Annotated in this window: 22 protein-coding genes; 6 read left to right on the top strand and 16 right to left on the bottom strand. The window is 58.8% G+C overall.

Annotated features, from left to right (window positions below; all coding sequences use genetic code 11):
- The first annotated feature begins 38 nt into the window (after positions 1-38).
- Both XX99_RS14175 and XX99_RS14170 read left to right on the top strand, forming a co-directional pair.
- Positions 39-827: a glycosyltransferase family 2 protein gene (locus tag XX99_RS14175; RefSeq protein WP_050060005.1), complete on the top strand. Its 789-nt coding sequence runs from the start codon at positions 39-41 to the stop codon at positions 825-827.
- Between the two features lie 290 nt (positions 828-1,117).
- Positions 1,118-2,401: a hypothetical protein gene (locus tag XX99_RS14170; protein ID WP_156185982.1), complete on the top strand. Its 1,284-nt coding sequence runs from the start codon at positions 1,118-1,120 to the stop codon at positions 2,399-2,401.
- 45 nt (positions 2,402-2,446) lie between these two features.
- On the opposite strand, the gene XX99_RS14165 is transcribed toward XX99_RS14170, so the two are convergent.
- The 4 genes from XX99_RS14165 to XX99_RS14150 all read right to left on the bottom strand — a co-directional run bounded on the left by XX99_RS14165 (position 2,447) and on the right by XX99_RS14150 (position 6,120).
- Positions 2,447-3,745, bottom strand: coding sequence for an ArnT family glycosyltransferase (locus tag XX99_RS14165; protein ID WP_231581346.1), 1,299 nt, complete (start codon positions 3,743-3,745; stop codon positions 2,447-2,449).
- Positions 3,746-3,765: 20 nt separating this feature from the next.
- A complete protein-coding gene (locus XX99_RS14160; protein WP_231581344.1) occupies positions 3,766-5,004 on the bottom strand; it encodes an ArnT family glycosyltransferase in 1,239 nt (412 codons plus the stop codon).
- Between the two features lie 84 nt (positions 5,005-5,088).
- On the bottom strand, positions 5,089-5,781 hold the full coding sequence (locus tag XX99_RS14155; RefSeq protein ID WP_050060003.1) for a KdsC family phosphatase: 693 nt from the start codon (positions 5,779-5,781) through the stop codon (positions 5,089-5,091).
- 105 nt (positions 5,782-5,886) lie between these two features.
- Positions 5,887-6,120: a hypothetical protein gene (locus XX99_RS14150; protein ID WP_050060002.1), complete on the bottom strand. Its 234-nt coding sequence runs from the start codon at positions 6,118-6,120 to the stop codon at positions 5,887-5,889.
- A 145-nt stretch (positions 6,121-6,265) separates the two neighbouring features.
- On the opposite strand from XX99_RS14150, the gene XX99_RS14145 reads away from it, so the two are divergent.
- Positions 6,266-10,741 carry a DEAD/DEAH box helicase gene (locus XX99_RS14145; RefSeq protein WP_082125558.1) on the top strand — a complete coding sequence of 1,492 codons (4,476 nt, stop codon included), beginning with the start codon at positions 6,266-6,268 and terminating at the stop codon, positions 10,739-10,741.
- Positions 10,734-10,916, top strand: coding sequence for a DUF5522 domain-containing protein (locus XX99_RS14140; RefSeq protein ID WP_231581342.1), 183 nt, complete (start codon positions 10,734-10,736; stop codon positions 10,914-10,916). The genes XX99_RS14145 and XX99_RS14140 overlap by 8 nt, the downstream gene beginning before the upstream one ends.
- Positions 10,917-10,944: 28 nt before the next feature.
- On the opposite strand, the gene XX99_RS14135 is transcribed toward XX99_RS14140, so the two are convergent.
- Genes XX99_RS14135 through XX99_RS14125 form a run of 3 tightly spaced genes read right to left on the bottom strand, consistent with a single transcriptional unit; the run spans position 10,945 to position 17,338 of the window.
- The gene (locus XX99_RS14135; RefSeq protein ID WP_082125585.1) at positions 10,945-13,155 is read right to left on the bottom strand and encodes a VWA domain-containing protein; all 2,211 of its coding nucleotides are present in this window, start codon (positions 13,153-13,155) and stop codon (positions 10,945-10,947) included.
- A gap of 14 nt (positions 13,156-13,169) precedes the next feature.
- Positions 13,170-16,583 carry a TonB-dependent receptor gene (locus XX99_RS14130; protein ID WP_050060000.1) on the bottom strand — a complete coding sequence of 1,138 codons (3,414 nt, stop codon included), beginning with the start codon at positions 16,581-16,583 and terminating at the stop codon, positions 13,170-13,172.
- A 20-nt stretch (positions 16,584-16,603) separates the two neighbouring features.
- The gene (locus XX99_RS14125; protein ID WP_050059999.1) at positions 16,604-17,338 is read right to left on the bottom strand and encodes a DUF5666 domain-containing protein; all 735 of its coding nucleotides are present in this window, start codon (positions 17,336-17,338) and stop codon (positions 16,604-16,606) included.
- Between the two features lie 249 nt (positions 17,339-17,587).
- On the opposite strand from XX99_RS14125, the gene egtB reads away from it, so the two are divergent.
- Together egtB and egtD are read left to right on the top strand one after the other, a co-directional pair.
- Complete coding sequence (gene egtB, locus XX99_RS14120; RefSeq protein WP_375782560.1) at positions 17,588-18,886, top strand: ergothioneine biosynthesis protein EgtB; 1,299 nt, start codon at positions 17,588-17,590, stop codon at positions 18,884-18,886.
- A 35-nt stretch (positions 18,887-18,921) separates the two neighbouring features.
- Entirely contained in the window at positions 18,922-19,902 is a 981-nt protein-coding gene (egtD, locus tag XX99_RS14115) for an L-histidine N(alpha)-methyltransferase (protein WP_050059998.1), read from the top strand.
- Between the two features lie 91 nt (positions 19,903-19,993).
- On the opposite strand, the gene XX99_RS14110 is transcribed toward egtD, so the two are convergent.
- The 9 genes from XX99_RS14110 to XX99_RS14070 form a co-directional block, all read right to left on the bottom strand.
- On the bottom strand, positions 19,994-20,323 hold the full coding sequence (locus XX99_RS14110; RefSeq protein WP_050059997.1) for an ArsR/SmtB family transcription factor: 330 nt from the start codon (positions 20,321-20,323) through the stop codon (positions 19,994-19,996).
- A 29-nt stretch (positions 20,324-20,352) separates the two neighbouring features.
- Positions 20,353-20,826: an SRPBCC family protein gene (locus XX99_RS14105; protein WP_050059996.1), complete on the bottom strand. Its 474-nt coding sequence runs from the start codon at positions 20,824-20,826 to the stop codon at positions 20,353-20,355.
- Between the two features lie 129 nt (positions 20,827-20,955).
- The gene (gene moaC / locus XX99_RS14100; protein ID WP_050059995.1) at positions 20,956-21,417 is read right to left on the bottom strand and encodes a cyclic pyranopterin monophosphate synthase MoaC; all 462 of its coding nucleotides are present in this window, start codon (positions 21,415-21,417) and stop codon (positions 20,956-20,958) included.
- 49 nt (positions 21,418-21,466) lie between these two features.
- Positions 21,467-22,780 carry a molybdopterin molybdotransferase MoeA gene (locus tag XX99_RS14095; RefSeq protein ID WP_221302549.1) on the bottom strand — a complete coding sequence of 438 codons (1,314 nt, stop codon included), beginning with the start codon at positions 22,778-22,780 and terminating at the stop codon, positions 21,467-21,469.
- Positions 22,781-22,826: 46 nt separating this feature from the next.
- Positions 22,827-23,981 carry a carboxypeptidase-like regulatory domain-containing protein gene (locus XX99_RS14090; protein ID WP_231581339.1) on the bottom strand — a complete coding sequence of 385 codons (1,155 nt, stop codon included), beginning with the start codon at positions 23,979-23,981 and terminating at the stop codon, positions 22,827-22,829.
- A gap of 90 nt (positions 23,982-24,071) precedes the next feature.
- Positions 24,072-24,764 carry a 7-cyano-7-deazaguanine synthase QueC gene (gene queC / locus XX99_RS14085; RefSeq protein ID WP_050059994.1) on the bottom strand — a complete coding sequence of 231 codons (693 nt, stop codon included), beginning with the start codon at positions 24,762-24,764 and terminating at the stop codon, positions 24,072-24,074.
- A 113-nt stretch (positions 24,765-24,877) separates the two neighbouring features.
- The gene (locus XX99_RS14080) at positions 24,878-25,870 is read right to left on the bottom strand and encodes a substrate-binding domain-containing protein (RefSeq protein WP_050059993.1); all 993 of its coding nucleotides are present in this window, start codon (positions 25,868-25,870) and stop codon (positions 24,878-24,880) included.
- Between the two features lie 193 nt (positions 25,871-26,063).
- Positions 26,064-26,303 (bottom strand): type II toxin-antitoxin system HicA family toxin, encoded by a 240-nt coding sequence (locus XX99_RS14075; protein WP_050059992.1) that lies wholly within the window; start codon positions 26,301-26,303, stop codon positions 26,064-26,066.
- Complete coding sequence (locus tag XX99_RS14070) at positions 26,300-26,509, bottom strand: type II toxin-antitoxin system HicB family antitoxin (RefSeq protein WP_050059991.1); 210 nt, start codon at positions 26,507-26,509, stop codon at positions 26,300-26,302. The genes XX99_RS14075 and XX99_RS14070 overlap by 4 nt, the downstream gene beginning before the upstream one ends.
- Positions 26,510-26,549 lie beyond the last annotated feature (40 nt).

The following is a 26,549-nucleotide window of genomic DNA, read 5'->3' as shown; positions in this document are numbered from 1 at the left end:
GGGTCGCTCACCGGCGATAATGGAATAACCGAATCTGCATGCTGAATGACAAGAGAATTGCGGTTGTTCTACCCGCCTACAATGCTTCTCGCACCTTGCAACGCACGGTCGACGAGATACCGCGCGAGATCGTTGACGACATTATTCTGACCGATGACGCCAGTTCTGACGATACCTTTCTGATTTCTCAGCAACTCGGCATCGAAACGATCCAGCATGAGCGGAATCGCGGCTACGGCGGCAACCAGAAAACCTGCTATGCGGCAGCGCTGGCGCGGGGAGCAGATGTTGTCGTAATGCTGCACCCCGACTATCAGTACACTCCGAAGCTGGTCGCGGCGATGGCGTCCATGATCATTTATGGAGAATATGATTGCGTCTTCGCATCCCGCATCTTAGGGGGCGGTGCACGGCGCGGCGGCATGCCGCTCTACAAGTACATTTCCAATCGGGTTCTTACTCTAGCGCAGAACCTCATCATGGGACAGAAGATGTCCGAGTACCATACCGGCTACCGGGCATGGAGCCGGGCAGTCCTCGAGCGCTTGCCTCTGCTCGCCTGTTCGGATGATTTCGTTTTCGATAACCAGATGCTGGTGCAGGCGCTCTATTTCGGATTTCGGGTCGGCGAGATTTCCTGTCCGACGAAGTATTTTGCGGAGGCTTCCTCGATCAATTTTCAACGGAGCGTCGTCTATGGGCTTGGCGTCGTGCGTACCGCATTGGATTTCCGGATGAAAAAGTTGCGGCTGGCGAACCCCGCCTTTCTTGCCGATGCTCCGAACCGCCGCCTACCTGCTCATCACAATCCCAAAGAAAGCCTGTAGCGGTACGCGAAACAATGACGCGATTGTCATGGACATCTCAACTCGCGAAACCGGAGCCTATCTTTCTAGGCGCGCTCACTGCCGCTCTGGCTATTAGCTGTGCGTTCTTCGTGGTTTGCTCTTGGCACTGGCCAATGGTGGGTGATGCCACCATGGTGCACTATCTGATTTTGCTGTTGCAGCATGGGATGGCTCCGTATCGAGATATCGTAGACGCGCAAATGCCTGGCACCTATCTGGTGGATTGGCTGGTCATTCATATCTTCGGCGGAGGAGCGCTGGGACTGCGGGTGTTCGACTTCACGCTGCTGGTGTTAGCTACGCTGGCGATGCTCTGGATCGCTTGGCCTCACAGTCGCTTCGCCGGTTTTTACGCAGGCGCGCTGCTGGCACTGCTTCACGGACGTGACGGAATTCCGCAGACGGCGCAGCGTGACCTTATTATCGCGGTGCTCATGCTCGGTGCCTGCGCGTTTGCCATCCATGCGGTGCGAAACGTCAAAAGTTGGCCGATGCTTGGGTGTGGGTTGTGTTCGGGCATCGCTCTGACTATCAAGCCGACCGCTGCTCCCTTAGGGCTTCTGCTCCTCTTGCCGATCATCCTTCCTCGCGGCCCTCGCAGTTTGAAGTTAAGTCGATACTTATTCGCAGGCATCGTCGGCTTGGCAGGCCCTGTTGCTGCCTCTCTGGTGTTTTTGCAGAGGGAAGGTTCTGTCCCTGAATTTATGATCGCGGTGCGCGGCATGTGGCCTTACTATTCGAAACTTGCACCTCGCTCGATAGGCTATCTGCTGCTGCATAGTATTTCTCCTCTACTTCCTTTGGTCTTACTTTGGGTTGTGATGTTGGTGGTAAGCGCGGCACGAGAGCTGCCATGGCGAAGGCCATGGAACCCGGAGCGGGTTGCGCTCTGGATCGGTCTTGGCATCGGTTTCCTGTCGTATATCGGCCAGCGGAAGGGCTTTCCGTATCACCGCTATCCCGCTCTCGCATTCTTGCTGCTCATGATGGGGCTTGATTTCGCCGCCGTGCTACGCCGGCCGGGCGTATTGCGCATTTGTGGTGTGATTGGCCTCGCCGCGGGAGCGCTCATCATTGCCCCGGTATCTGCCTACAAGACCGCCGGATACGATTGGCGAAATCAGGAACTCTTCACGATGTTGCGAAGCGATCTGGAGCAGCAGGGAGGAGCGGGCTTGTCGGGGAACGTGCAATGTCTGGATGAATTTTCCGGGTGCATTAATGCGTTATACCGGATGGATCTGGTGCAGAGCACAGGCTTCCTGGTGGACTTCTATTTCTGGGCTCCGCATCAGACCCAAGTCACCGAAGCGATGAGGCAGCGTTTCTGGTCGGCGATACAGCAGAAGCCTCCGCGAGTGTTTGTAGTTATGAAGCAAGACTGGCCCGAAGCAACTGCCACATACAGCAAGTTGAATCAATGGCCGCAATTCGCCGACTATCTCGGCGCGAACTACAACCTCGCCGTAGATCGTTCTCCGCAAACATGGGTGAAGTGGGAAAGCCGCCCCTACCCCACAATGAGCTATCGAATTTACGTGCGCAAAAACTAGGGCACGATGACGGCTCACGCGCCGCAGGCTATAGGTGACTATATTTCACGCATGTTTGTCCGCTCGCGGTCGCGGCGCTGCCGATTGGAAGAGATAAACGCTGAAGATAGCGATAAGCGGCTCCAGCGGATGCCGAAAACGCGCCGCGACAGTTACAAAATAGTAGGTCATCGGCAGCAGCAGGAAGGCCCAGACAAAAAGTCCCGCGGCGGGAATTCTATTCTTCAGGGACAACGCGAGTCCCAACAGCCCCGTGATGCCGAGGAAACAGTAACTCAGTTCTCGTCCAAACTCGGCGGGGGCAGAGTGTTCGACGGGATGGGGAACGCTCACCCAGTAGAAGTAGAAGCGCTTCAACGAAATCTGAAAATAGTGCAGATGATGCGTCGCAAGATAGGCATTCGCCTTCGCGCCCTGCTCCTTGACGTATTCGACCTCGCCGAGGGTTTTGTAACGCATTGTTTCAGGATCGTGCTCGACCAACGGTAGCGTGGCGATGAATGCGAAGCCGTTGGATCCGGGTCCGCTTCCGGCGTACATCTCAGCGCCGAGATTGCCGCGGATGGGAATGAAGGCGTGAAAGACCACCCAGTTACGCCAGATCCAAGGCGCGAGCAGAGCCAGAAAAACGATGGAAGCCAAAGAGACGCGCAGCAGCGCAGATCCCAGGGAGCCGCGCGATCCGAGCAGAATCCAGATGCCGCAGATGGGAAGGAAGAGCAGCAGCGTGGCATTGGAGAGCGCAACCAGTCCCCACAGCGCGCCGAACAGCAGCCATCGCTGCATGGACTGAGCATCGTCGTCGCGAGAGGGGTCACCAATCGACCGCATGCGCAATGCCAGCACCAGAATCCAGCTAAAGAGCATCGCGGTGAGCGACATCTCCCACACCCAATGCACCGCGTACTGCAAGGCCGCTGGATAGAGCGCCCACAGCCAAGCTGACCAGACAGCGACTCGGCGGTTGTAGCAGCGCGCGGCAATCTCATAGACGAACAGTGCTGTAGCAGCGGAAAAGATGCTGTTGATGGTGAGAACGACCCCTGCGGAGAGCGCTGAATAGACGCCGAAGAGCTTGAACACGGCGGCGAGCAGCAGAGGGTAAAGCGGCGGAACCCAGGCTGTGGGACCGGTATGCCCGACGAAGGGATCGGAGTAGCCATAGCCGGTGGCCAGGGCGCGCGCGATGCGTCCCATCTCCCAGCCAAATTGAAAATGATCCTGAAAAAGGCGGATTTTATAGGTGTGTGCCAGCGTGATGTAGAGAACACGCACGGCCAGTCCTGCCCAGAAAATCAGCCAGGGCGCGCGAAAGCTTTTCGATTGAGTATCAGTAGCTGTCACAAATATTCGCAGACGATCCGTCAGGCCAGTTTAGCGGAAGCGCGGGGCGATGCCGATTGAAATAAGTAAACCGAAAAGATGACGATGAGCGGTTCCAGAGGGTGGCGAAAGCGAGCTTCGACGGTAACGAAATAGTAGGTAAGCGGCAGCAGCGCAAAAGCCCACGCCAAAAGACCCGCGGCTGCAATGCGCCGTCGCAGTGAGAGGAAAAGGCCCAGCACACCGGTGATGCTCGGCAAGCAATAGTTGACTTGGCGGATAAGGTCGAGCGCCCAGTGCTTGTCAGAAGGATGAGGAACGCTGGCCCAGAAGAAGTAGAACCGCTTCAGTGTGAGCGCCGCAAAGTGGCCGGGGTGCGTCCTAATATATGCCTTCGCCAGCTCGCCGCGTTGATGGACGTAGGCGATCTCACCAAGCTTCACGTAGAGCCGGTGCTGCGGGTCTTGCTCCGGCAATCCAATCAGAACTCCGTAGCGAAAGCCGTAAGAGCCGGGGCCGTTGCCTGCATAGAGTTCCGCGCCGAAATTGCTGCGTATAGGCACGAAGGCATGCAGGGCAATCCGGTTTCTCCAGACCCACGGAGCAAGACACGCTACAAATAACAACGCGGCCATGCAGGCGTGAAGAGCCGCTGCACTTCGGTTGTCCGCACCCAACAGTATCCAGATGCCGCAGACGGGCAGGAAGAGCAGCATGGTGGAATTCGAAAGCGCGATGAGTGCCCATAGCAGGCCGAAGATCAGCCATTGCGAGAGGTCTTGGCGTTTTTGTCCCGCGTCCGCATCGTTGCCGATGCCCCGCATGCGCAGAGCCAGCGCCAAGATGGCAGCGAAAAGAAATGTGGAGAGAGGTGTTTCCCACACCCACCGTACGGCATATTGCATCGCCGCAGGATAGAGGGCCCAGATCCAGCCGGACCACACGGCTACGCGGTGATTGTAAGAGCGCGCGGCGATCTCATACACGCAGGAAGCAGTCGCAGCCGAAAAGACGCTGTTCAGGACAAGAAGAACCCATCCCGACATGAGGCTGTAAATGCCGAAGAGCTTGAAGACCGCGGCGATGATTAAGGGACAAAGCGGCGGAACCCACGCAGTTGGACCGGTGTGTCCGCTGAACGGGTCGCTGTACCCGAAGCCGGTCACCAGGGCGCGGGCCACACGGGCCATCTCGTAGCCGAAGGTGAAGTGATCTTCGAAGGGGCTGAAGCGATACGTATGCGCGACGGTTACATAAGCTGCGCGAACGACAAAGGCCATCCAAAACAAAAGAAGCGGCGCGCGGAACGAATTTCTGTTTCGGTTTGGAGTTGGAGAAGTGGCAGTAGGCATCATGGAGTGCGATCAGGCGCCGGCTTCTCCCGCATCCATGTTTACTGCAACCGGGTCGGGCTCGCCGCCATTTCGTTCTCCGATATATTGCTCGATGACCTTATCGAGCAGCCCCTTTGCTTCCAGGATAAATTCGACGGCATCGCGCCCCGCGCCGTGTCCTCCGGAGCTGGGGGTGATGTAATGCGCTACGGCTTTGACCTGGGGCCGCGCGTTGGCGACGGCAATGGCCAGCCCGCATTCGCGCATCACCGGCAGGTCGATGATGTCGTCGCCCACGTAGGCGATCTCATCGATGGAGATATTCTCTTTCGCCATGATCTCGCGCACGGCCTGCATCTTGAAGGCCTGCCCCATATAGACGTATTCGAGGCGCAGATCGCGGGCTCGCAACGCGACCGTCTCGGAGACTCGTTTGGTGATGATGCCGCACTTCATGCCGGCCAGTCGGGCGAGAGAAACTCCCGAGCCGTCGTGGGCGTTGAACCCCTTGGCCTCGATCATGGTCGAGGATGCAAAGGCAAAACCGCCCTTGCCTTCGAGCGATTGGGCGTGACCGGCGGTAGTCTGGCTGGCCGCAGGCGCGGGGAAGAGCCAGATGCTGCCGTCGGTGAGAACGCCGTCCACATCGAAGAGGATCAATCGGATGCGGCGGGCGCGGTCCTCAGCACTGTCTTGGGCAGTGGGCAATGCAGACAAGTTCATATCTCTGCATTTTACGTGGTGCCGAGAGGACCGCGTGGGGGTTGCAGGGGGAGGGCCTGAAAATGCCCCTCAACCTCGTCGTTCACTGTGAATTTTTAAGGGGGACTAAGAGCCGTAATTGCGCGCTTCCTGCATCTGCTCCCAGGGGTAGGTCTGGAGTGGCGTGAAAGTGCGTTGAAAGAAGGCGTCGTCGACGATGTAGCATTCACCGTCCTCGCCTTTCACGATCCAGTCTCCGCGCCTGACGTGGCGAAAGCCGAGATCGGTGGTAATGGTCTGTTCCTCGTTGCATTGCGTTGCATCGACTAATAACGGTCGGCAAGTGCGAAACGCGCTCATGATTCCTCCGCCGGGATAAGCCCGACAATTTCCATTCAAGACCTGCAAACGTAAAGATCTGGGAAGACTGAAATAAAGATTTTCTTAAGAGCCGCGTAAGTGATTGAGGGCGAAGAAGAATCGAAAATCGAGCTAGAATACACGAATGTCGTCATCTGTCGCTGTCGGCCGGGGCGCAAATTCCGAAGCGATTCCGGAAAGCCTTCATTGGGCGCATCCGGTCGTTCAGGAGTGGTTTGTACGCCGCTTCGGCACGCCGACGGAGCCGCAGGAGCAGGGCTGGCCGTATATCCTCGCTGGCAAGCCGACGCTGATCTCCGCCCCCACAGGCTCGGGCAAAACGCTGGCCGCATTTCTTATCGCCATCGACGGCCTCTTGCGCCATGCCATCGAAGGCCGGCTCGATTGTGCCACGCAGGTGGTTTACGTCTCGCCGCTCAAGGCGCTCTCAAATGACGTGCAAAAAAATCTCGAAGCCCCGCTGCGCGAGATCCAACAACTCGCATTGGAGCGGGGATACCTTTGTCCTGCGATATCGACAGCGGTGCGTACGGGTGACTCTCTGCCATCCGAGCGCCGCGCCATGCTCAAACATCCTCCGCACATTCTGGTTACAACTCCGGAATCGCTCTATATTCTGTTGACCTCAGAGAAGAGCCGGCGGAATCTGCGTCGCGTACAGACGGTGATCGTAGACGAGATTCACGCCGTGGCCGACGACAAGCGCGGCTCGCATCTGGCGCTTACGCTGGAACGTCTCGATGCGTTGGTTCGCGGAGAGAATAATCTCAACGCGGCTGACTTCATCACGGGACACGCCGCGCCTCAGCGAATCGGGCTGTCGGCGACGCAAAATCCGATTGTGCTAGTCGCGAAGTTTCTCGCAGGGCAGCGCGCCTCTGACGTGGAGATTGTCCAGTCCGGGCAGCGGCGGCAGATGGATCTGGCCATCGAAATTCCCAATGATGAGCTGGGGGCGGTCGCTACCACTGCCATTTGGGAAAGCATTCATGCGCGCCTGGTTGATCTTGCCAACGAGCATCGGTCGACGCTGGTCTTCGTCAATACGCGCCGCATGGCCGAACGGCTGGCCTTTGCGCTTGGGGAACGTTTGGGCGCTGAGAATGTTGCGGCGCACCATGGTTCTCTCTCACGCAAGCTGCGCCTGGAATCCGAGCGCCGGCTGAAGGAAGGTGAGATTCGCATCCTGGTGGCGACAGCGTCGCTCGAGCTTGGCATCGATATCGGGTTTGTAGACCTGGTATGCCAGATCGGTTCGCCGCGCGCCATTGGCGTAGCCATGCAGCGCGTGGGGCGCGCAGGCCACTGGCGGGGTGCGATCCCCAAGGGCAGGCTCTTCGTCACCACGCGTGATGATCTGATGGAAACGGCCGCGCTGGTTCGCGCGATGCGCCGCGGCACGCTCGACAAGCTGGAAATTCCGTCGAAGCCGATCGATGTGCTCATGCAGCAGATTGTTGCGGCATGCGGCGCAGAGCCCTGGGAAGAGCGGAGACTCTTCGAACTCTTTCGGCGGGCCTATCCTTATCGAGATCTGCAATGGAGCGAATTCGAGGAAGCGCTTTGTCTGCTGGCCGAGGGCATCGAATCGAGCCGCGGGCGTTATGGCGCATATATTCTGCGTGACCGCGTGCATGGGCACATCCAGGCGCGACGCGGGGCGCGGCTCGCTGCTGTGACGAATGGCGGGACCATTCCTGATACGCCGCTTTTTCCGGTCATCATGCAGCCTGAGGGCGTTCAAATTGCCACGCTGGATGAACATTTCGCCGTGGATTCCTCTCCAGGCGACGTGATTCTGCTGGGCAATACCAGTTGGCGTATTCAGAAGATCGAGTCCGCAGGACGGGTTCTGGTCGAAGATGCTCACGGGCAGCCGCCCAATCTTCCTTTCTGGACTGGAGAAGCTCCGCAGCGCACCTGGGAGCTGTCGCAGTTTGTCTCCCAGCTGCGTGTCGAGATCGACCTCCGTACCAAGGATGTAATGCCCGGATACATCAGCCAGACGAATTCATCAGTGATGGAGACGGTGGCATGGCTAAAGGACTCGTGCGCGGTCAACGATTCCGCTGCTGAGCAGATGATAGGTTATATCGCCGCCGGGCGAGCTGTGCTGGGCACCGTTCCTTCTGTAACTGCCATCGTTGCAGAAAGGTTTTTCGACGAAGGCGGAGGCATGCAGCTTATCCTGCACGCGCCGTTCGGCGGGCGCGTGAACAAGGCATGGGGATTGGCGCTGCGTAAGCGCTTCTGCCGCGGATTCAACTTCGAATTGCAGGCGGCAGCTACGGATAACGGGCTTAACATTTCGCTTGCCGAGCAGCATAGTTTCCCATTGAGCGATGTCTTCCAATTCCTGACTACACAAACCGTCACCGAGTTGCTGGAGCAAGCCTCGCTAGCCTCGCCTATCTTCAAGGCGCGCTGGCGGTGGGATGCAAGCCGCAGTTTGCAACTGTTGCGGTTTCAAAAGGGCAAGAAGGTTGCGCCGCAGATCCAGCGGATGCGCTCCGACGATCTGCTGGCCAGCGTCTTTCCTCAGGTGGCCGCATGCCAGGAGAACATCGAAGGCGATATTCAGATTCCCGACCATCCGCTGATCCGTGAAGTGATGAAGGACGTGTTGAGCGAGGCCATGGACCTGGAGGGCCTCAAGTCGATTCTCGCGGCCATGGATGCGGGGGAGATCCGCTGCGTGGCAATCGACACCACGACGCCATCAGTTTTTGCGCACGAACTGCTTAACGCCAACCCCTACGCGTTTCTCGACGACGCAGGCTTGGAGGAGCGAAGGGCGCGCGCGGTAGCGATGCGGGGAATGCTGCCGGAAACAGCGCTGGGTGAGGCCGGACGCCTCTCTCCTGAGGCCATTGCCGAGGTTCGCGAGCAGATATGGCCCGATCTGCGGGACGAACATGAGCTGCATGACTTGCTGTGTTCGCTGGTAATTGTGCCTGTGTCGATTGCAGAAGACCCGCGAACGCGTTTTTGGGGAGATTTGTTTCAGGCGCTCGAGCGCACCGGCCGCGCTGCAGTGGCCGATGCCGATGGTCGCAAATATTTCGCCGCGGCCGAGCGTGGGGAGGAGCTTCTCCTGTTGTGGCCCGGTGCAGTATTTACACCAAGTCTGCCGCCGATGCCTTCCACCGTCAACAATGCGGATGACATCCTGCGCAAGGCTATTCAAGGCTGGATGGGATTGCTGGGGCCCGTGACATCGCGAAGCCTGGGCGAACGAATCGGCGTTGCTGCGAACGAGATATGGAAGCAGATGCTGCGCCTGGAGATGTCGGGCGCCATCCTGCGCGGCAGCTTCGAAGTTGCTGCTGGCGAAGTCCTGGCCGATGAAGATGTCGAATGGTGTGAGCGTCGTTTGTTGCAGCGCATCCACAAACGCACTCTGCACGCGCTCCGCAAACAGATCGAGCCGGTCACGCCCGCTGCTTATATGCGCTTCGTTCTCGACTGGCAACATCTTGGAGCGCAGCGTCAGCTCACGGGTGAACAGGGATTGCTCGAAGCCATTCGCGGCCTGGAGGGATTTGAAGCGCCTGCGGTCGAGTGGGAACGGTCGATCTTTCCGCAGCGCGTAGCAAACTACGATCCACGGTGGCTCGACGCGCTGACTTTGACCGGAGTCGTCGGATGGGGACGGATATCGGCGCATCCGGCGTTCTCGTCGATAGAGAATGGCGGTCCGAAGAGAATTATTCCGACAGGAATGGCGCCGGTCACTTTCTTTTTGCGCGAAGAAGCGCTATGGATGGATATGTGCCTGTCACAGCGACAAATCCCGGAGGTCAACCTGACATCTTGCCTGAGCGAGCTGGCCAACCGGCTGCGATCGTATCTTACCGACCGTGGCGCGATGTTTCCGGCTGAATTGACGAGGGTAGTTGGCGCATCCGGCGAGGACATAAGCCGTGCGTTATGGGAGCTGGTTGCGGCGGGCCTGGTCACCGCGGACGGTTTCGACAGCCTGCGGGTGCTGGTCGATCCGCGCCGCAAGCAAATATTCGCCGCGCCGGCACGCGCGAAGCCTGCCGCGCAGCCACGCAATGCCGCGGGACGCTGGAGCATGCTTTGCATTCCGGCTCCGACGCAAGAGAGCGCGGGTGAGGCAGCAGCACGGCACGAGAGCCAGATGGAGTCGGCATGTATGGTCTTGCTTCATCGATACGGCGTCGTCTTCCGGGATTTGATAGCGCGCGAGACTTCGATGCCGCGCTGGCGCGATCTGCTCGCGATGTTCCGGCGGCTCGAAGCCCGCGGCGTAGTGCGAGGCGGACGCTTTGTCTCTGGTTTTGGAGGGGAGCAATTTGCGTTGCCTGAGGCTCTGGAATCGCTGCGCGAAATGCGCAGAAGAAATGCGATTTCAGCTTTACCCATCACCTATGCGGCCGCCGATCCCATGAACCTGGTTGGCATTGTGATCCCAGGCGAGCGCCCGGCGTGCATTCCCGGCAAGACTGTCACGTATCCATTTACAGAAACAGCGCAACCCGAAAGCGCCATTGAAGAAGCCGATCGCGGGCTCGCGATCCCTGCAAGCCTGTTTGCTTCGCAGCCTTCGGCGATCGAGGGCGATGCGCGTGCCTGAAGATTGGCAGAATCTCGTAGAAGGCAAAGACTTCTACATGGATGGGCCGTACCTGGTGTTTACCGAGGCCTATCATCTCAAACGCGGATCTTGCTGCAACTCGGGCTGCCGGCACTGCCCCTGGCGGCTGCTTACTGATGAAAACAGCGATGGCGAAGAGCCCAGCGGGCCTTAGCTTCGGAGCGAGCAGAACGTTGTCAAGCTTAGTGACTTGGCGCTGGCGCGGGTTGAGTAACCGGTGCTGTCCCTGGCGTGGCTGCAGGTGCGACCGGTGCAGGTGCTGCTTCGCGGATCAGCACCGCGGTGCGCGGAAAGCTGAAGCTGCCTCCAGCGTCGTCGATTACATTTACCTGGCAAGTGTAGAGGCCGGGTTTGAGGCCACTCAGCGGCACATCGAACTGAAACGCGACCGCGTCGCGGTTGGGAATGTTGAGGCTGTTGGCTTCGATCAGCGGCGTCTCGAAACTCTTCGTGCCGCCATTCAAAAATTCGATGCTGGTGAGAACGCGAACCGGAGCCTTTGGATTTTTGGCGTCAGTTTTTTCCTGTTTGGTGTTGTCGGTGCCTGTTGCGCCTACGTGCGATGGCGCGTAGACCTCGTATAAGAAGTAGAGATGCTGGTCCTGGCGGAAGACATGCGGCAGGTTCGGCACCATCTGCTGCCCATCGTAGTCGAGCGGATTGTCCGTCTTCTTTGGCGACGGGATACGCTGGCTGGCCAGCACAACGGAGCTCATCTTGAGCGGAGTCTTGCGCTGATCGGGCACGGCGATATCGGTCTCGAACGATCCCATGCGTCCGGTTTCATTCTCGCGGACCACGAACTTCAGATGATATTTGCCGATGGGCAGGTTGAAGCCGGTGGAGTACTGGACATTCTTCTGCCGCACCTGCTGCGCCTGATCGATGGAGAGCTTCACCGTCTGGCGCGCCTGGCCGATGACATGCCCGGCAGGATCCTTCACTTCGCCGATGACGTCGAGTGTCGCCTTATCTTTGTCGCCGCCCTTCACGAAGGGAATCTGCGAGCCCGGCACGACGATGGACACAGGCACGAAGTAGTGCGTCTCGTCGGTGCGGAAGTACAGCGCCTCCAGATAGACTGCGACATCGGTGGCGGGAAGGTCGCTGGCTAACTCGTCTTCGAGTTCCCGCTCGCGGTCCTCGCGATTCGAGTGCTTATAGTCGGCTGGAGCGTAGTAGCCCGGCCGAAATTCAAGCTTCACATCGGAGCGGTTCACCTTGATGGTGAGGCGGCGATAGCGCCCATCCTTCCTCACGTCGCTCGAGCGAAAACCGATCACGTAGTAGGCCGAGGTATCGCGCTGCACGCGCTCGAAGGCCGGTGCAAAGTCGTTCGAGTCGAAGAAGGATTTTCCTCCGGTATCGGAGGAAAGCGTGGCCATCACTTCCTGCGTATTGAAGTTCGAATCGAGATTGTTCTGCAGGGCCGCGCCGTTATAGCTGTTGGCACCGCGCAAGCTGCCGGTCGAGGCGTCGCCGAGCGGGGAGATGGCCTGCAGCCCGCGTGTGTCGACGCTATAAATCGAGAGATTGGCGCGTACCGCGGCGTTGATCGCAGAGCGTAATGACGCCTGGTTCTCGATGCCATCGCGCTGGATGCCGCCGGAGAAATACAGCAGCGATTTTTTTTCGTTGATATAGGCCAGCGACTTCGAGACCTCGGCGATCGCAAAGAGCTCGCGATCGGTATTCAGGTCGTTGTACTCCTGCTCGTCGGCGGTGAATGAGGTTGTGTCTTCCACCTGATTAGAAGTGCTGGTCGCGCCCGATTGAAAGCCCTGTCCCGCTCCACCGGAGTAGGAATTCACCGCGTTGAGCAGCAACTGCTTGTTCTGCGTGAAGTCCTGGTCGAGCGAGAGCGTGTTGTTGAGCGAGACAACGGAGACCAGGTCGGCCGGCTGCATCTGCTTGTTGATGTAGTTGCGCGCCGCGTCCACGGAGCGCTCGATATCTTCAGGCTGCATCGATGTGAGGTCGAAAAACATGACGATCAGGCGCCGATTACGCAGCTCCTCAGGACGCGCGATTCCGTTCTTCGCATTGAAGATGCTCTGGCCCTTGCCTGCGAGCCCGCTAATGATAGCTTCATTGAGCGGCGTGGCCTGATCCACACTCTCGAAATCGAAGCTGGAAATCTGCTGCTGCTTGCCGTTCTCGAGGACAGTGAAATCTTTCTGCGTCAGCCCGCGCACCACTTCGCCGGTCTTCCTGTCGCGCACCACGACGTTGGTCAGCACCAGATCGCTGTTGACCTTGAGGGTGAAGGAAGATTGATCCGGTGTCTGATTCGAGGACTGCGGATTCGACGGCTGTTGCGCCTGGGCGGCGAACACTGCCGCACAGCCGCACGCCGCGGCGGCGAAAGCGAAAAGACGAATTTGTTCAGGCATCTTCATGGGAGATCCTAGAACCTATACCGTGCGAGGAAGGTGAACTGGCGCATGGCCGCAGCAGAAGTAACTTCGCCGTAGGTGCTGGAGCCGAGAGTCGTATCCACGCCCGAGTACTGCACGGTGTTGAAGACATTATTGACGGTCGCGCGGACTTCGAGCGTCTTCATCTCTGCAAAGCGATGCGTCTTCGAAAACGACATGTCGGTCGAGATGGTGCCGGGGCCGGGAATGGAGAAGCGCGAGGCCGATCCGTAGATTGCCGGTGGAGTCGTGAAGGCGTCCTTGTTGAACCAGTTGTCGAGCGTGCCTCCGCCGGTGGTGAGAGAGACGCCGGGAATACGATCCGGGCGCAGCGAGCCAGTGCTGCCGCGGGAAACGTCCGCCACCGCGGCCTCATAGTGAGGCGTAAGCGGATTGCCGGTCGCGAAGTCAAAGGTGCCGGAGACCGAAAGGCCATTGAGCGCGTGCGAAAGGAAGCTGCCGCCGGTCAGAAAATGAGCATCAGGCCCGAAGGGAAGCTCGTAGACGAAATCGCCCTTCACCTGGTGGCGGATATCGAAGCTGGAGTTCGATTCTTCGGCGAGCAGGTTCTGCCAGTTTTGTGCGACTCCTGCCGAAGTGCCTCCGTTGCCGCCGATCGATGACGCATTGTCGATGGAGTGCGAATAAGTATAAGTCGCGCCCAGCGAGATACCTTGCTGCATCCGCTTGCGCAGGCGTACGGCGAGCGCGTTGAAGTTGGAGAAGGCTACCGAATCTTCATAGTCGTAGAGCACGCCGCTTAGCGATTCGGTGGCTGTGCGTCCCGGCGCGTCGACGATATCGAGCCTCGTTCCCTTGGAGCCGTTGTATCCGACATTGAGAACGATGTTCATCGGCAGGGTGCGTTGAATGTCGATATTCCAGACCTGTACATAAGGCAGCCGATAGTTCTTGTTCACCGCGTAGTTGCCGTCTGCCTGCGGAGTTGCAGTGAAGCCTTGAGCGAGAGTGAAAACCGCAGGGCCGGTCAGCGGATTGCTGTTGGTCTGCACATCGGCGAAGGGAGGCTGGAAGGCGAAGTTCTGCACGAACTTCACATATTGCCCGTTCGCGTAGTTGATGCCGTAACCGGTGCGGATCACAGTGTCCTTGATCGGCCGCCAGGCCAGGCCGATGCGCGGAGAAAAGTTCGTCTTTTCCGGATTGACCAGGGTCCGCGGGAACTTACCTGAAAACGGTCCGATGCTGTTCGGAGTTACTGTGGTCACAGAAGCGAAATCGTTGCCGGTGTCGAGCGTGGCCAGATGGTCGTACTTCTCCGAGTAAGGTGAAAAATATTCGTAACGTAGTCCGACATTGACGGTGAAATTAGCCAAGGCGCGCCAGTCGTCCTGGACATAAGCGTCGATAGCATTCTCGCGCAGATAAGATTTTTGATCCGGAGCCTGAAGGCTGGTCTGCTGCGGCAGACCCAGGAGCAGATCGGCCAGCGACGAGCCGCTGGTGGCTGCTCCCGGAGTTGTATTCGGATCGGTTCCAGGCGCCTCGGTGTAGAGGCCGGTGAAGATGTAGGTTCCCGTCGAGTTGGTCTGTCCCAACAGGTCGAGATGCACGCGTCGCAGATCGCCACCGAAGCGCACATTGTGCTTCTTGTGGATCCACGCTGTCGTATTGGAAAGCGATATGGTCTGGTTGAGCTGGAAGGTCGGCTGCTGTTCGCTCAAGCTGGTGAACTGGTTCAGCGTAATGTTTGGGAGCCCATAGAGCAGAGGATTCGTCGGCAACCCCGCGAGGCCGATCTGGCTCGCTGCATCGGTGGTGTTGGTGAAGTAGTTCTGCGTCTGTGAGTCGGTTCGGTTCCAGTTCGTGTTGAAGATATTCGTCAGATGATTTTTGCTGACCGTGTATCCCACCTGCAGTGAATACTGATGGGACTGCGATTTGCCTCCGAGCCCAGGGAAGATGTTGAGCAGGTCGCTGGCTGAATGGCTGTAGTTGAAATTGCCGTTGATGCTCTGGCTTAACTGTGTGCTCCCCTGGTTCAGCCGTTGACGTATGAAATTTCTGAGGGCGGCGTTGGTGCCGCCGCTGCCGAAATTATGGATCACTCGCGCGCCTATGGTTGTAGTGTTGGTCTGCGCCGTGGAAAGCTCACGATAGTTCTGCACCAGCCCGGGCAAATTGGGCAAGGGCACATAGTTAAGCAGATTTTTTGCCTGGGGAGAGATGCGCGACCCAGGGATAGTATTTCCCGCAAAGGGCTGGCCGGTGTTGGGATCGTAGATGGTGGGACTGTTGCCTGTTGGAAGGTTAAAGTTTCCGCCGCGCTCGTCCAAAGTTGGAACGGTACCGTATTGATCGAACGGGGTGGAGGAGTGCTGACCCGAGAGCGTCAGAAAGAGAAAGTCCTTCGTGTCGTGCTCCAGCAGCTTGGGGATATAAGGTGCGCCGATCAGAGTTGCGCCAAAGCGGTTGGACGCGTAGCTCGGCTGCTCGACCTGCTGGCCGCGGATGGAAAAATTCTCGGCGTTGAGCGCCGAATTGCCGCCGTTCCAGAAGATCGCACCGTGCGGCTGGTTGGGGTTGAAGTTGCGGAAGTTTCCGCGTCCACCAAAGCCACGGCCTCCTCCTCCTCCAAAGCCACCACCGCCGCGTCCACCGCCGCCAAATCCTCCTCCTCCACCGCCAAAGCCGCCACCACCACCACCTGCTCCGCTCGGACCACCTTGCCCTCCGGGCCCACCCGGTCCGCCATCGCCGTTAGGGCCGCCTTCGCCCAGTTCGCCGGGATTAATACCTGCAAAGGGATTCGTCGAGCCGGTCTGTCCGGCTACTGCTACGGATTCGGTCGAAACATCGGAGTTGCTGGCGAGTGTTGGCAGCTGCGTCGAGTCGGAGCTTCCACTTGCTGACGCTGCACCGATGAGATCGGCGGCTGCGCCCAGTAGCGAGAGATTTTGCGTTCCGCGCCCAGCGTATTGCCGTGTTGCTGAACCCGCGGACTGGCCGGAGACGCTCGGTGCATTAGGCTCGTCCTGTTGCTGTACGGCGCGCGAGGCCAGAACAAGGGTGAAGTCCACCTGGCGGTCGCGGCCGGTTGCGTTCAGCAACGCCTCCTGTGTCGAGGAGGCAAAGGCAGCAAGATCGGTCTTGACTACATAACGGCCATTCTGCGGGATGGTCATGCTGAAGGCGCCGCGACCGTCGGTGGCCGTCGAATACTTCTTCCCGGTCAGGGTATTGGTGGCGGTGATGCTGACGCCAGGGAGAGGAACACTCCCCGACTTGACGCTGCCATGGATGACACCGCCGGCCTGCGTGGTTGTCGCCAGCGCGGGCTGGGAAGCGGCTTCCTGGCGACCACTGGAAGCGGAGCCGAAGGCCGGAGCCGTCAATTGCGACACGGCCAGTAGAAGCGAGATCGGGATGAGGCGAAGCGTCATATAAATGTAAATGGCGAGGACTATTGGTTGGGCGCGGGCGAGGCCGTCGCCGGTGTGCTCTGATCTTCTGGACGGCGTGGACCGCGGCCGCCTGCACCCCCACCCGGAACACCCACACTCAATGTGGTTGCGAGGAAGTTCCCACCCAGCAGCGATCCCCTGGCAGATACATTGTCGCCCACTTTGATATCGGCGAGCGTGATGCTATCGCGACGCTTTCGGAAGGAAGTGTTTTCGTCGACCACTATGATCTGCACCACGTTATCTGGACGCTTAATGGTGATCTTGGTTTCGTCGATAGATTGGATAGCGCCCGCGGTCCAGGTTTTGCCGAATTCCGCGCGAGCTTTTTCGTACTGCTCTTTGTCAAAGACCATAACGGCAACAGCGCCTACTGTCTTTGCCTTGTCGTCCTTGTCGCCGAAGGCCCCGACCATATCGCCGACATGAATGTCGGCGAGCTTGATCGGATCGCGCTGCTTGCGGAAATGGGTGTTCGCGCCGGTCTCGATCTTGTAGCTCGCACCGTCTTCCGTCTTGACCGTGATGTCGCTGCCGGAAATGGCCGTGACCGTTCCCTGGACACCATGTTCGGTAAAGGCCCCGGCCATGCTCTGTCCGCCGCCTTGTCTGCCACCCGGTCCGCTGTCTTGTCCCGCGCCCGACCCCGCCGGTGCACCACCATCCTGACCGTAGCCCAGCGAAAGGCACAGCGTGAACAGGAGCAGCACGGAGACACGGACAAAAGATTTCATGGTGAGTCGAGATTCCTTCCAGTGGACGGTTTGCCGGCTGTTTGGGAAGCGGTGCCGAGAAGCTGAATTTGCAGGATAGACGCCCTTACACTGGTAGAAGACGCAGATCCGTCTTGCCGTTCCGGTTGGAGCAGGTGAAAATTCCTGGTAACTTCTTCCCGCGTAGCTTCATCCCATAGTAGTCTTGCGGGCAACACGTTGCGGTGGCCGCTCTCTAATCCACTAGAGGTTGGTGAACGAATGAATCGAGTGACAGCCCCCGTAGCCGAAGCTGCTGCCGGAGGTCTTTCCAGCTCTTCCCTGAGCGCAGGCTCGTTGGGAGAGCAATTTTGTAAGGTGCGGCAGCAGACGCTCACCCTCTGCCAGCCGCTCACACCGGAAGACATGATGGTGCAGTCGTGTCCCGAAGCCAGTCCTGCCAAGTGGCATCTGGCGCACACGACCTGGTTCTTCGAGACCTTCATCCTGTCCGAATTTCTTTCCGGCTATCGTCCCTTCCATCCCGATTTTCTCTGGCTCTTCAACAGCTACTACAACGCGGTCTCCGACCAGCCTCTCAAGAAATTGCGCGCGTCTTTTTCGCGGCCGGCGCTCGACGAGATCCTGGACTATCGCCGCCACGTAGAAGCGGCGATGCAGCGGCTTATCGACGGCGGCCTGCCGGAAGAAGCGCAACGCCGGCTGGTTCTCGGCCTGCACCATGAACAGCAGCACCAGGAGCTCCTGGCTTACGACATCAAAAATGCCTTCTGGTCGAATCCGCTGCATCCCGCCTACAAAGTCGGGGAGATTTCCGTCGCGACCCAGAACGTGGCTCCTGTTCAATGGATCGGACACGACGGCGGTTTGGTGGAGATCGGACATCAGGGCGAGGGTTTCTGCTTCGACAACGAGCAGCCGCGTCACAAGCACTACCTCGAACCCTTTGCGCTAGCCTCACGCCTGGCGACCTGCGGCGAGTACCTCGATTTCATACGCGCGGGCGGCTACGAGCGTCCCGAGTTGTGGCTCTCCGAAGGCTGGGACACCGTCAAAGCGCAGCAGTGGACCGCTCCGCTGTATTGGTTCCGCGACGGGAACGACGATTGGCAGCTCTACACGCTGCGCGGACCACTGCCGCTCGAGCAGATTTTGTCTACACCGGTCTGCCACGTCAGCTATTTCGAGGCTGACGCCTTCGCTCGCTGGGCTGGCAAGAGATTGCCAACCGAGCAGGAGTGGGAGATCGCCGCATCTAATTTGCCTATGTCAGGAAGTTTTTTGGAAACTGACGTATTGCATCCAATGCCTGCAGCAGAAATCGACGGTTTGCAGCAGATGTTCGGCGAAGTATGGCAATGGACGGCAAGTGCATATCTAGGTTATCCCGGCTTCGCTGCACTTCCCGGAGCGCTTGGAGAGTATAACGGCAAATTTATGTGCAATCAGATGGTCCTGCGCGGCGGCTCGGCGGTCACTCCCGCCAGCCATATCCGCAGCACCTATCGCAACTTTTTCTCCCCGGCGACACGTTGGCATTTCTCTGGTATCCGCCTGGCCAATCGATAAAAATATCCCACAAACAGGAATTTCTCGGGTCCCTTATGCAAAGTCTTAGCTCGATCTGTTCACTGCCAGAGGTAGCACGTACTCCGGTTGGTGCGGAGGTATACCGCGGCCTTACCGGCCTGCCCAAAACCCTCAGTCCCTGGCTTTTTTATGACGAACGTGGATCGGAGCTCTTCGAGGCTATCACCGAGCTGCCCGAGTATTACCTGACGCGCACCGAGCGGGCGATCTTCACAACCTATGCCGATGAGATTCTGGACGCAGCCGCCGACCGCAAGCGAGTGAAGATGATTGAGCTGGGCGCGGGCACCGCGACCAAGACCGGTCTCCTTCTCGAGGCTGCGGTTCGCCGGCAGGAAACAGTCGACTATCTGGCGATTGATGTATCGGAATCGGCGCTGGCCGCCGCCCAACAGCGGATCGAATCCGAGATTCCCGGCGTGAACGTGATCTCGCGGATTGGCGACTACACGGAGGGCATCGAAGAGATTCCGGCCGCGGGGCAGCGACGCATGGCGCTTTATATCGGATCCAGCATCGGCAACTTCGAACCCAGTGATGCGGTGCAGGTATTGCGGGAGCTGCGGCGAAGGCTGGTTCCTGGAGACAAGCTGCTGCTGGGAGCCGATCGTGTGAAAGAACGCTCCGTGCTGTTACGCGCCTACGACGACGCGGCGGGGGTAACCGCGGCGTTCAATCAAAATGTTCTTACCCGCATCAATCGCGAGCTCGGAGCCAACTTCAACCTCCGGCTCTTCCGGCATCGTGCGCGCTGGAACCATGAACATTCGCGCATCGAGATGCATCTGGAAAGCCTCATCGCGCAACATGTCGCTATTCCTGCGCTGGATCTCGAGATCAAGTTTGGCCGCGGAGAGACCATCCACACGGAGAACAGCTACAAGTTCACCGCCTCCAGCATCTCTTCGATCGTCGAGCGCGCCGGCTTCGCCATGACACGCTGCTGGACCGACGAGCACGAGTGGTTCGGCGTCTATCTGGCGACGGCAGTTTAGAAAATCCTTCTTGCTAGGCACCCATGGTTTCGCAAACCTGCGAAACCATGGGTGCCTGAAAATCCTCCGATAATCTCAATACGCGGGCGGCTTATTTTTCTACCTCGGGCTCCGCGAGCAGGTCGCCGAGCTGATCGAAGCGGCGATCCCAAAGCGAACGGCGGTCGCTGATCCACTTTTGCAGCAGCGTAAAGCCGGCCGTCTCGATGCGGCAGATTCGTACCCTGCCGATTTTCTCGGTATAAACCAGTCCGCTCTCTGCCAGGATTTGAAGATGTTGAGCGACGGCCGTAACTGTGATGTCGAGCGGCTCCGCCAGACGTGAGACGGAAAGCGGCCCGTGGCACAGCCTGTCCAGGATCGCCCGGCGCGTGGGATCGCCGAGAGCGTGGAAAACACGGTCGATGTCGAGTTCAGGCATGCTTCGGACCTTTTCCGCCTCTCCAGCTCCTAATGCGCAAGCTCGGCCGCCAGCTTACTGAGCAGCGTGCGCCATCCTGCTTCCCGGATTTGCGGCCCATCCGCACCCTCGAAGAACGCTCCCTGGTGCGTGCAGATGAGGTCGGTTCCTGTGTTCGCCGGCAGAAGCTCAAAGGTTACCAGCGATGCCGAGAAGCGCCTCCCGTCCAGCGCCATGGTCGAAGCCGTCACGATGAGCCGGTCAGGCACAATCTCCAGATAGCTTCCCTGGCTGACGATTTCGACGCCAGGAAACGGAGTGCCGGCTCTGAAACGGTACTGGAGATGCTGATTACCTCCCACCTTGAAATCGATCTCAAACTCTTCGACATCGTGGCCTTCGTCCTCGGCGAACCAGCGGCGCTTTTTGGCTGGATCAGAAAAGGCGGTGAAGACCTGTTCGGGTGTTTTGGGGAAGCTGCGCTCAATGACGAACGTGCTGTGGATTACGGATTGCTCTGCCATGGGAATGTCCTCCTGGGACAGTGAAGTATGTGCTTCAGTGTCCAAGGAAAACCCGAAATAGTCAAGTGGAAACTTCAGTATTCGAAAATTTGAGCGAATAGGGCCGATTTGCGGATCGAGGGAAGAAGATCAGGTGGCCGAGAAATCGCTCTTGCCGCCAGTTTTTTTCAGCAGCCGGATCTCGCGAATGATGATGCCCTTGTCGAGCGCTTTGCACATGTCGTAGAGGGTGAGGGCAGCGACAGAGGCTGCGGTCAGCGCTTCCATCTCGACTCCGGTGCCGGCAGTGGTTGCGGCGGTGCTGTGGATCTCGATCCCGGCTTCGACGACGGTGGCTGTCACATCGACAAAACTGAGCGTGAGGGGGTGGCACATGGGAATCAGGTCGGCGGTGCGCTTGGCGGCCTGGATGCCGGCAAACCTGGCTACTTCCAAGGGATTTCCCTTGGGATTTCTGGGCAGTGCTTCCAATACCTCGGGCGAAAGCGCGACGAAGGCGTAGGCTACGGCTTCGCGCCGGGTCGGGGCCTTCTCGCTCACATCGACCATGCGCGCCTGTCCTTCGCTGTCGTAATGGGAGAGCTTGCCCATAGGCTTCAGGGTACAGGATCGGACTGCCTCAACAACTCCTAACGATTCGTCACAGATACAGAACCGCAACCTGGGCACCGGCGGCCAATGTTCCAGAGCCATCGGGGAGGACCACGAAGCTGTTCGCCTCGGAGGCGGCGGCGATATCTCCCGATCCTTGCCAGGGCCGCAGGCTGACGCGCGTTCCATCGATACCGGATTCGGAACGGGCGGGAAGAAAGCGGGTGAGGCCGGGTTTGACCTCAACAGTCTCAGCCAGACGGCCTTCGCGGAAATCTGGTTTGCACGCGTTTGCGGATTGTCCCGAAAGTCTCGCCAATAGAGGCGCGACGAAGAGAGCAAAGGTCACCATGGTGGAGACGGGATTGCCGGGAAGCCCGAAGAAATAGCGATGCCCTGCTTCAAAAGGCACCCGTCCGAAGACGACGGGCTTTCCCGGTTGCATGAGAACGCCGGTGAAGAAGAACTCAGCGCCCAGGTTGGCGAGCGCCTGCTCGACGAAGTCGTATTTGCCCATAGAAACTCCGCCCGAAAGCAGAATCAGGTCGGAGGTAAGTGCGCCGCGAATCGATTCCTCCAGGGACGAGAGTACGTCCGGCGCAGGCGGCAGAATGACGGGATCGCCGCCGCCTTTGGCGACCTGCGCAGCCAGAGAGTAGCTGTTCGAGTTGCGTATCTGGTGCGGCAAGGGTGTTTCTGCAAGGGAGACCAACTCGTCGCCCGTGGCCAGAATCGCAACTCGCGGACGGGCATAGACAGACAATGACGGTTTTCCGCAGGCAGCGGCGATGGCGATCTGCTGAGGCTGAATCCGCGTGCCGGGGGCGATGAGCACGTTTCCTTCACGCGCTTCGGCGCCGCGCGGAACGATGTTCTCTCCGGACACCCATTTCCGTCCGTCAATGGGGCGAATGGATTGTCCCTCGACCATGACCTCCTCGACCATGACCTCCTCGACCATGACCTCCTCGATCATGACATGCTCGATCATGACCACGCAGTCGAGGCCTTTGGGCACGGGCGCGCCGGTCATGATCTCGATAGCTTCACCCGCCTTGAGGTCCGGTCCCGTCCAGGACTGGCCGCTGCGCAGCTGCCCGACGATCTGGAGCGGACGAGAGGGGTCGAGATCGGCGGCATGGCAAGCAAAACCATCGCGCGTGGCGCGGGCAAACGGCGGCTGATCGCGATCGGCAACGACCGGCTCGGAGAGGATGCGGCCAAGGGATTTGAGTAGAGGTATGCCTTCGACCGGAGGCTTTTCAGTCAGCGTGCGGACATGATCGAAGACCACCTGTGCTGCTTCGGGGTAGGGAAGGACGCGATCGGGAAAAGAGGCTGTCACCGAATGAATTGTAGACAAAAAAGAGCGCCGTCCGAAGGCGGCGCTCTGTATGCAAAAAAGGGAGTTAGCTCTTCTTGCCCGCCTTGTACTTGTTCTGAACGGTGGTGCCCATCTCGGCCAGGATACTCTTGGCGTCGGCAGAGAAGGGACCGTCGGGGTCCAGCTCCAGGTATTTCTCGTAGGCCTCGGCGCATCCCGGGGGCGCGACGATCTTGTTGGTCTTGGGGTCGACGGTCGCCTTGTTGATCAACGCCTTGCCCTTCAGGTAATAGGGAATGGCCTTGGTAGGATCGGCGGCGATGGACTTGTCGGCAGCTTCGACGGTGGCGTCGACGTTGCCAGCGCGATCCATCATGATGGCCTCGTTGGTGTAGTGCATGGCGGCCAGTTTAGGATCCTTGGCTCCGGCGGCTTTGGCTGCAGCGTCGTACGCAGCCTGCGCCTCGGGAATCTTGCCCAGCGTGGCTAATACCTCACCCAGCGCGTCGTTGGCCGCAGCCTCGACCTCCGGATTCGGCTTGCCGCCGGCGCTGTCCAGCGCGACCGCCTTTTGCAGCGAGGTCACGGCATCGTCGTTTTTCTTCAAGCCCTTTTGGGCGATGCCCAACTCGACCCATAGCACCGCGGCATCCGGCTTGGCCTGGGTGTCCTTGGTCATAATCGCTTCGGAGTCGGCGTAGTTCTTATTCTTGTTATCGTCGCGGGCCTTCGCGAGATCGCCGTTCAGGTTCTTGATGACAGCATTTTCCTTATTCGCCGTCGCGTTCTTTTGCTTCACTTCTTCGAGCGCCTTCTTCTGCTCGGGAGACATCTTTGCGATGTACTCAGGGCGGGTGAGATCGAAGTCCTGGGTGACGTCGTTGCCGGCGACGACCTTCACGTCGCGGAACTGATCGACCGGCTTACCGTCGGCATTGTTCAGCGTAATGATGTAGGTGCCTGGAGCCATGCCGTCGCCCTTGTAATCGCCATTGGCATCGGTTTTGAAGGTGTACTTCGCCGTCTTGCCGTCGGTGCTGACGATGACGTCGACATTGGCAATCACTACGCCCACCGGATCGATTACGTGGCCGTGAATCTTGCCGGTATCCTGCGCCAAAAGCGAGGGCGCGATCAGTGGCGTGGCCACCACGGCCAGCGCCAAAGCCAGCCATATTTTCATCTTCCGCATTCTCTTCACTCCCATTGTCTTGATCTCCTTGGGTTCTTCCTGAGGCATTTTTTGCTCAATTGTTTCCGCGGGCGCTTTCGCTCGGCCACGATCACGAATTCTTGGGGCACTCACGGACGCCAAAATGGGACGCCGCTTCTAGGATTGTCTGATGGCGTAAGGAATCGGGTCCGATACGCCCGCCTCGCGAAATGCACGAAGACGGAGGACGCAACTATCGCATTCGCCACACGCTTCTTCTGCGCCCGAGTAGCACGACCACGTTAAATTGAGCGGCGCATTCAATTCAAGGCCCAGCGCCACGATCTCCTTCTTGCGCATATGGATGAGCGGAGTGGCGACTTCGATGTCTCCCTCCTTGGTTCCAGTACGAATCAGCTGCTGAAAGGCCTCGTAATAGGCCGGCCGGCAGTCGGGATAGCCGGAGCTGTCCTGCTCGACCGCGCCAATCAGGATGGTCTTGGCCTCCAAAACCTCGGCCCAACTCACCGCCGCAGCGAGGAAATGAGCGTTCCGAAATGGGACATAAGTTACCGGCACCGAATTCCCGATAGGCTCATGCTCCGGAGCCTTGGGGACGTCGATCGAGGCGTCGGTCAGAGCGGAGCCGCCAATGAGGCGGAAAAGATCGATCTTCAGGCGCAGGAAATCGCGAAATCCAAGAGCCTTTGCGACTCCCTGGGCGCTCTCGAACTCGCGCTCCTCGGTGCGCTGCCCATAGCTGAAGTGCAGCGCATAGGCGTCGTGATCGCGCGCAGCCAGAGCAGCGCAGACGGCGGAGTCCATGCCCCCGGAGAGGCAGACCACGGCGCGGGTGCGGGACTGGGACATAACTTTCTATCTTAACCCCAGCTTCTTCCGGCAGAGACCTGGGCCGACCGATCTGAGACAAGCGACCTGCTGACAGACCGCCTCCGGCCGGCCCACAGCAGGTGATGCTGCAGCTACTGGTGCTGGGCCGCTGCCGCCGAGGAGACGAAGATGTCCACATTCCCCTTGTCCACCTGGGCGGTCCCGGTGTCGATGAATGCTGGAAATGGCGAAAAAGTGTCGACCGCGTAATCGGTGCGCAGGTTCTTCACCGGATAGTGGTGGATCTCGTCGAGCATCTTGAGCCCATAGAAAGCCATGGTGTACGGTTTTTGCGCGATGGTCGCATCGACAACACCCTCTTTGATCAGATTGAGGGTGTCCGGATCGACGTCCATGGCAATCAGCAGCCGGTCGGTGGCCTTGTCGCGCTTGAGCACTTCGCCCACATCCTTGCCGGCCGAGGCTTCCAGGCAGATGAAGGCATCGACCTTGGCCGGGCCGGTCAGCGCAAGGTACTGAGGCGTCTTGTCCATGGCGTTGCCGGCATCACCCTTGATGTTGAATATCTCGGCGACCTTGATTCCGGGATGCTGGGAGAAGATCTCCATGTAGCCATTGAGGCGCTCATCGAGATTTGGCTGCCCGGGCATGGTGAAGAAGACCACGTTGCCCTTGCCGCCGAGACGATCAACCACCCGCTGCCCGCCCAGATGGCCGGCCTCGCGATTGTTGGTGCCAATGAAGAAGATGCGGTGACTGTGCGGAGAATCGGAGTCGATGGTAATGACGGGGATGCCCTTGTCGAGAGCGGAGTCGATCTGGGACTGCATGGACGAGGCGTCGGCTACGGAGACCAGAATGCCGTCAGGATGGGCGGCAACGGCCTGATCGAAGGCCTGGGACTCCGCCTGGGCATCGTAGTTGTCGGGACCGACGATTTTGGCGGTTACGTCATACTGCGCCGCGGCTTTGTTGAATCCGGCGACCGCCGTCTTCCAGTAGGGAAGACTCAGATTGTTCGAGACGAGATAATAGGTCTCTTTGTTGGAGTGGCGCTGGCATCCCGCCAGCAGACCCAGGGTTGTAAGTACGGAGAGCAGGGTCGCGTATCGAGCGATGTGCATAGAATCCTCCCACGACATGAAGCGCCTAGCTGTGCCGGCACATACTTCTTTAGGGGTCGGTTTGATCTACGCAGCTATAGCGCGACGGATTCTACTCCTTTGCGGGCTGGTTTGACTGCGGATATGGGCATCCGAACCCCAAAAAAGGAAATTCCCGCATTCGAAAAAAAATGTCCGTGCGGGCAAATTCGAGCTAGATGGAATCCAGAATGACCTGACGGTCAATGCTTTTATGTTTTGCCACGTCGCGAAGAATCGCATTGAGGGTGCCGATTCTCAACGGGGTATGGGCGGGAATCGCGATGCGATGGGAGGATGGAGATTCCGTTTGCAGGATGATATGGCTGCCCACCTGGTGAACTTGCTCATAGTCCCAGGCGCGGCAAAGGCACTTTGCCAAATCCGTGCCGTTGAGATTGCGAGGCAGCTTCATCCCACAGCGAGCATTTCGTCGCGGACAAGATGCAGGCGAATACCGGATGGCATTTGGCGGTCAAAATAATAGGCCTTTACGGCTTCGATAGCATTTTCCCGCAACTCGTTCCAGGTGTCCCCTTGAGTGAAGATGCTCTCACCGAGAGCTTCTGCGATATAGCCGCCGTCCGACTCTTGGGCAACCTCAAACACAAGCTCATGCATGAGAACACTCTAGTCGAGATCGCCGTGTGGCCACAAGAAA

The organism is Silvibacterium bohemicum (assembly GCF_001006305.1).
Taxonomy (GTDB): Bacteria; Acidobacteriota; Terriglobia; order Terriglobales; family Acidobacteriaceae; genus Silvibacterium; species Silvibacterium bohemicum.
Note: the sequence above shows the minus strand (reverse complement) of the source record. Positions and strands in the feature narration are given on the sequence as shown.

Bases quoted from the DNA above. Each gene is read 5' to 3' on its own strand.
- XX99_RS14175 (WP_050060005.1), top strand. From the start codon at position 39: ATGCTGAATGACAAGAGAATTGCGGTTGTTCTACCCGCCTACAATGCT.
- XX99_RS14160 (WP_231581344.1), bottom strand. From the start codon at position 5,004: ATGGCCTTTGTCGTTCGCGCAGCTTATGTAACCGTCGCGCATACGTAT.
- XX99_RS14155 (WP_050060003.1), bottom strand. From the start codon at position 5,781: ATGAACTTGTCTGCATTGCCCACTGCCCAAGACAGTGCTGAGGACCGC.
- XX99_RS14150 (WP_050060002.1), bottom strand. From the start codon at position 6,120: ATGAGCGCGTTTCGCACTTGCCGACCGTTATTAGTCGATGCAACGCAA.
- XX99_RS14145 (WP_082125558.1), top strand. From the start codon at position 6,266: ATGTCGTCATCTGTCGCTGTCGGCCGGGGCGCAAATTCCGAAGCGATT.
- XX99_RS14135 (WP_082125585.1), bottom strand. From the start codon at position 13,155: ATGCCTGAACAAATTCGTCTTTTCGCTTTCGCCGCCGCGGCGTGCGGC.
- XX99_RS14130 (WP_050060000.1), bottom strand. From the start codon at position 16,583: ATGACGCTTCGCCTCATCCCGATCTCGCTTCTACTGGCCGTGTCGCAA.
- XX99_RS14125 (WP_050059999.1), bottom strand. From the start codon at position 17,338: ATGAAATCTTTTGTCCGTGTCTCCGTGCTGCTCCTGTTCACGCTGTGC.
- egtD (WP_050059998.1), top strand. From the start codon at position 18,922: ATGCAAAGTCTTAGCTCGATCTGTTCACTGCCAGAGGTAGCACGTACT.
- XX99_RS14110 (WP_050059997.1), bottom strand. From the start codon at position 20,323: ATGCCTGAACTCGACATCGACCGTGTTTTCCACGCTCTCGGCGATCCC.
- XX99_RS14105 (WP_050059996.1), bottom strand. From the start codon at position 20,826: ATGGCAGAGCAATCCGTAATCCACAGCACGTTCGTCATTGAGCGCAGC.
- moaC (WP_050059995.1), bottom strand. From the start codon at position 21,417: ATGGGCAAGCTCTCCCATTACGACAGCGAAGGACAGGCGCGCATGGTC.
- XX99_RS14090 (WP_231581339.1), bottom strand. From the start codon at position 23,981: ATGCCTCAGGAAGAACCCAAGGAGATCAAGACAATGGGAGTGAAGAGA.
- queC (WP_050059994.1), bottom strand. From the start codon at position 24,764: ATGTCCCAGTCCCGCACCCGCGCCGTGGTCTGCCTCTCCGGGGGCATG.
- XX99_RS14080 (WP_050059993.1), bottom strand. From the start codon at position 25,870: ATGCACATCGCTCGATACGCGACCCTGCTCTCCGTACTTACAACCCTG.
- XX99_RS14075 (WP_050059992.1), bottom strand. From the start codon at position 26,303: ATGAAGCTGCCTCGCAATCTCAACGGCACGGATTTGGCAAAGTGCCTT.
- XX99_RS14070 (WP_050059991.1), bottom strand. From the start codon at position 26,509: ATGCATGAGCTTGTGTTTGAGGTTGCCCAAGAGTCGGACGGCGGCTAT.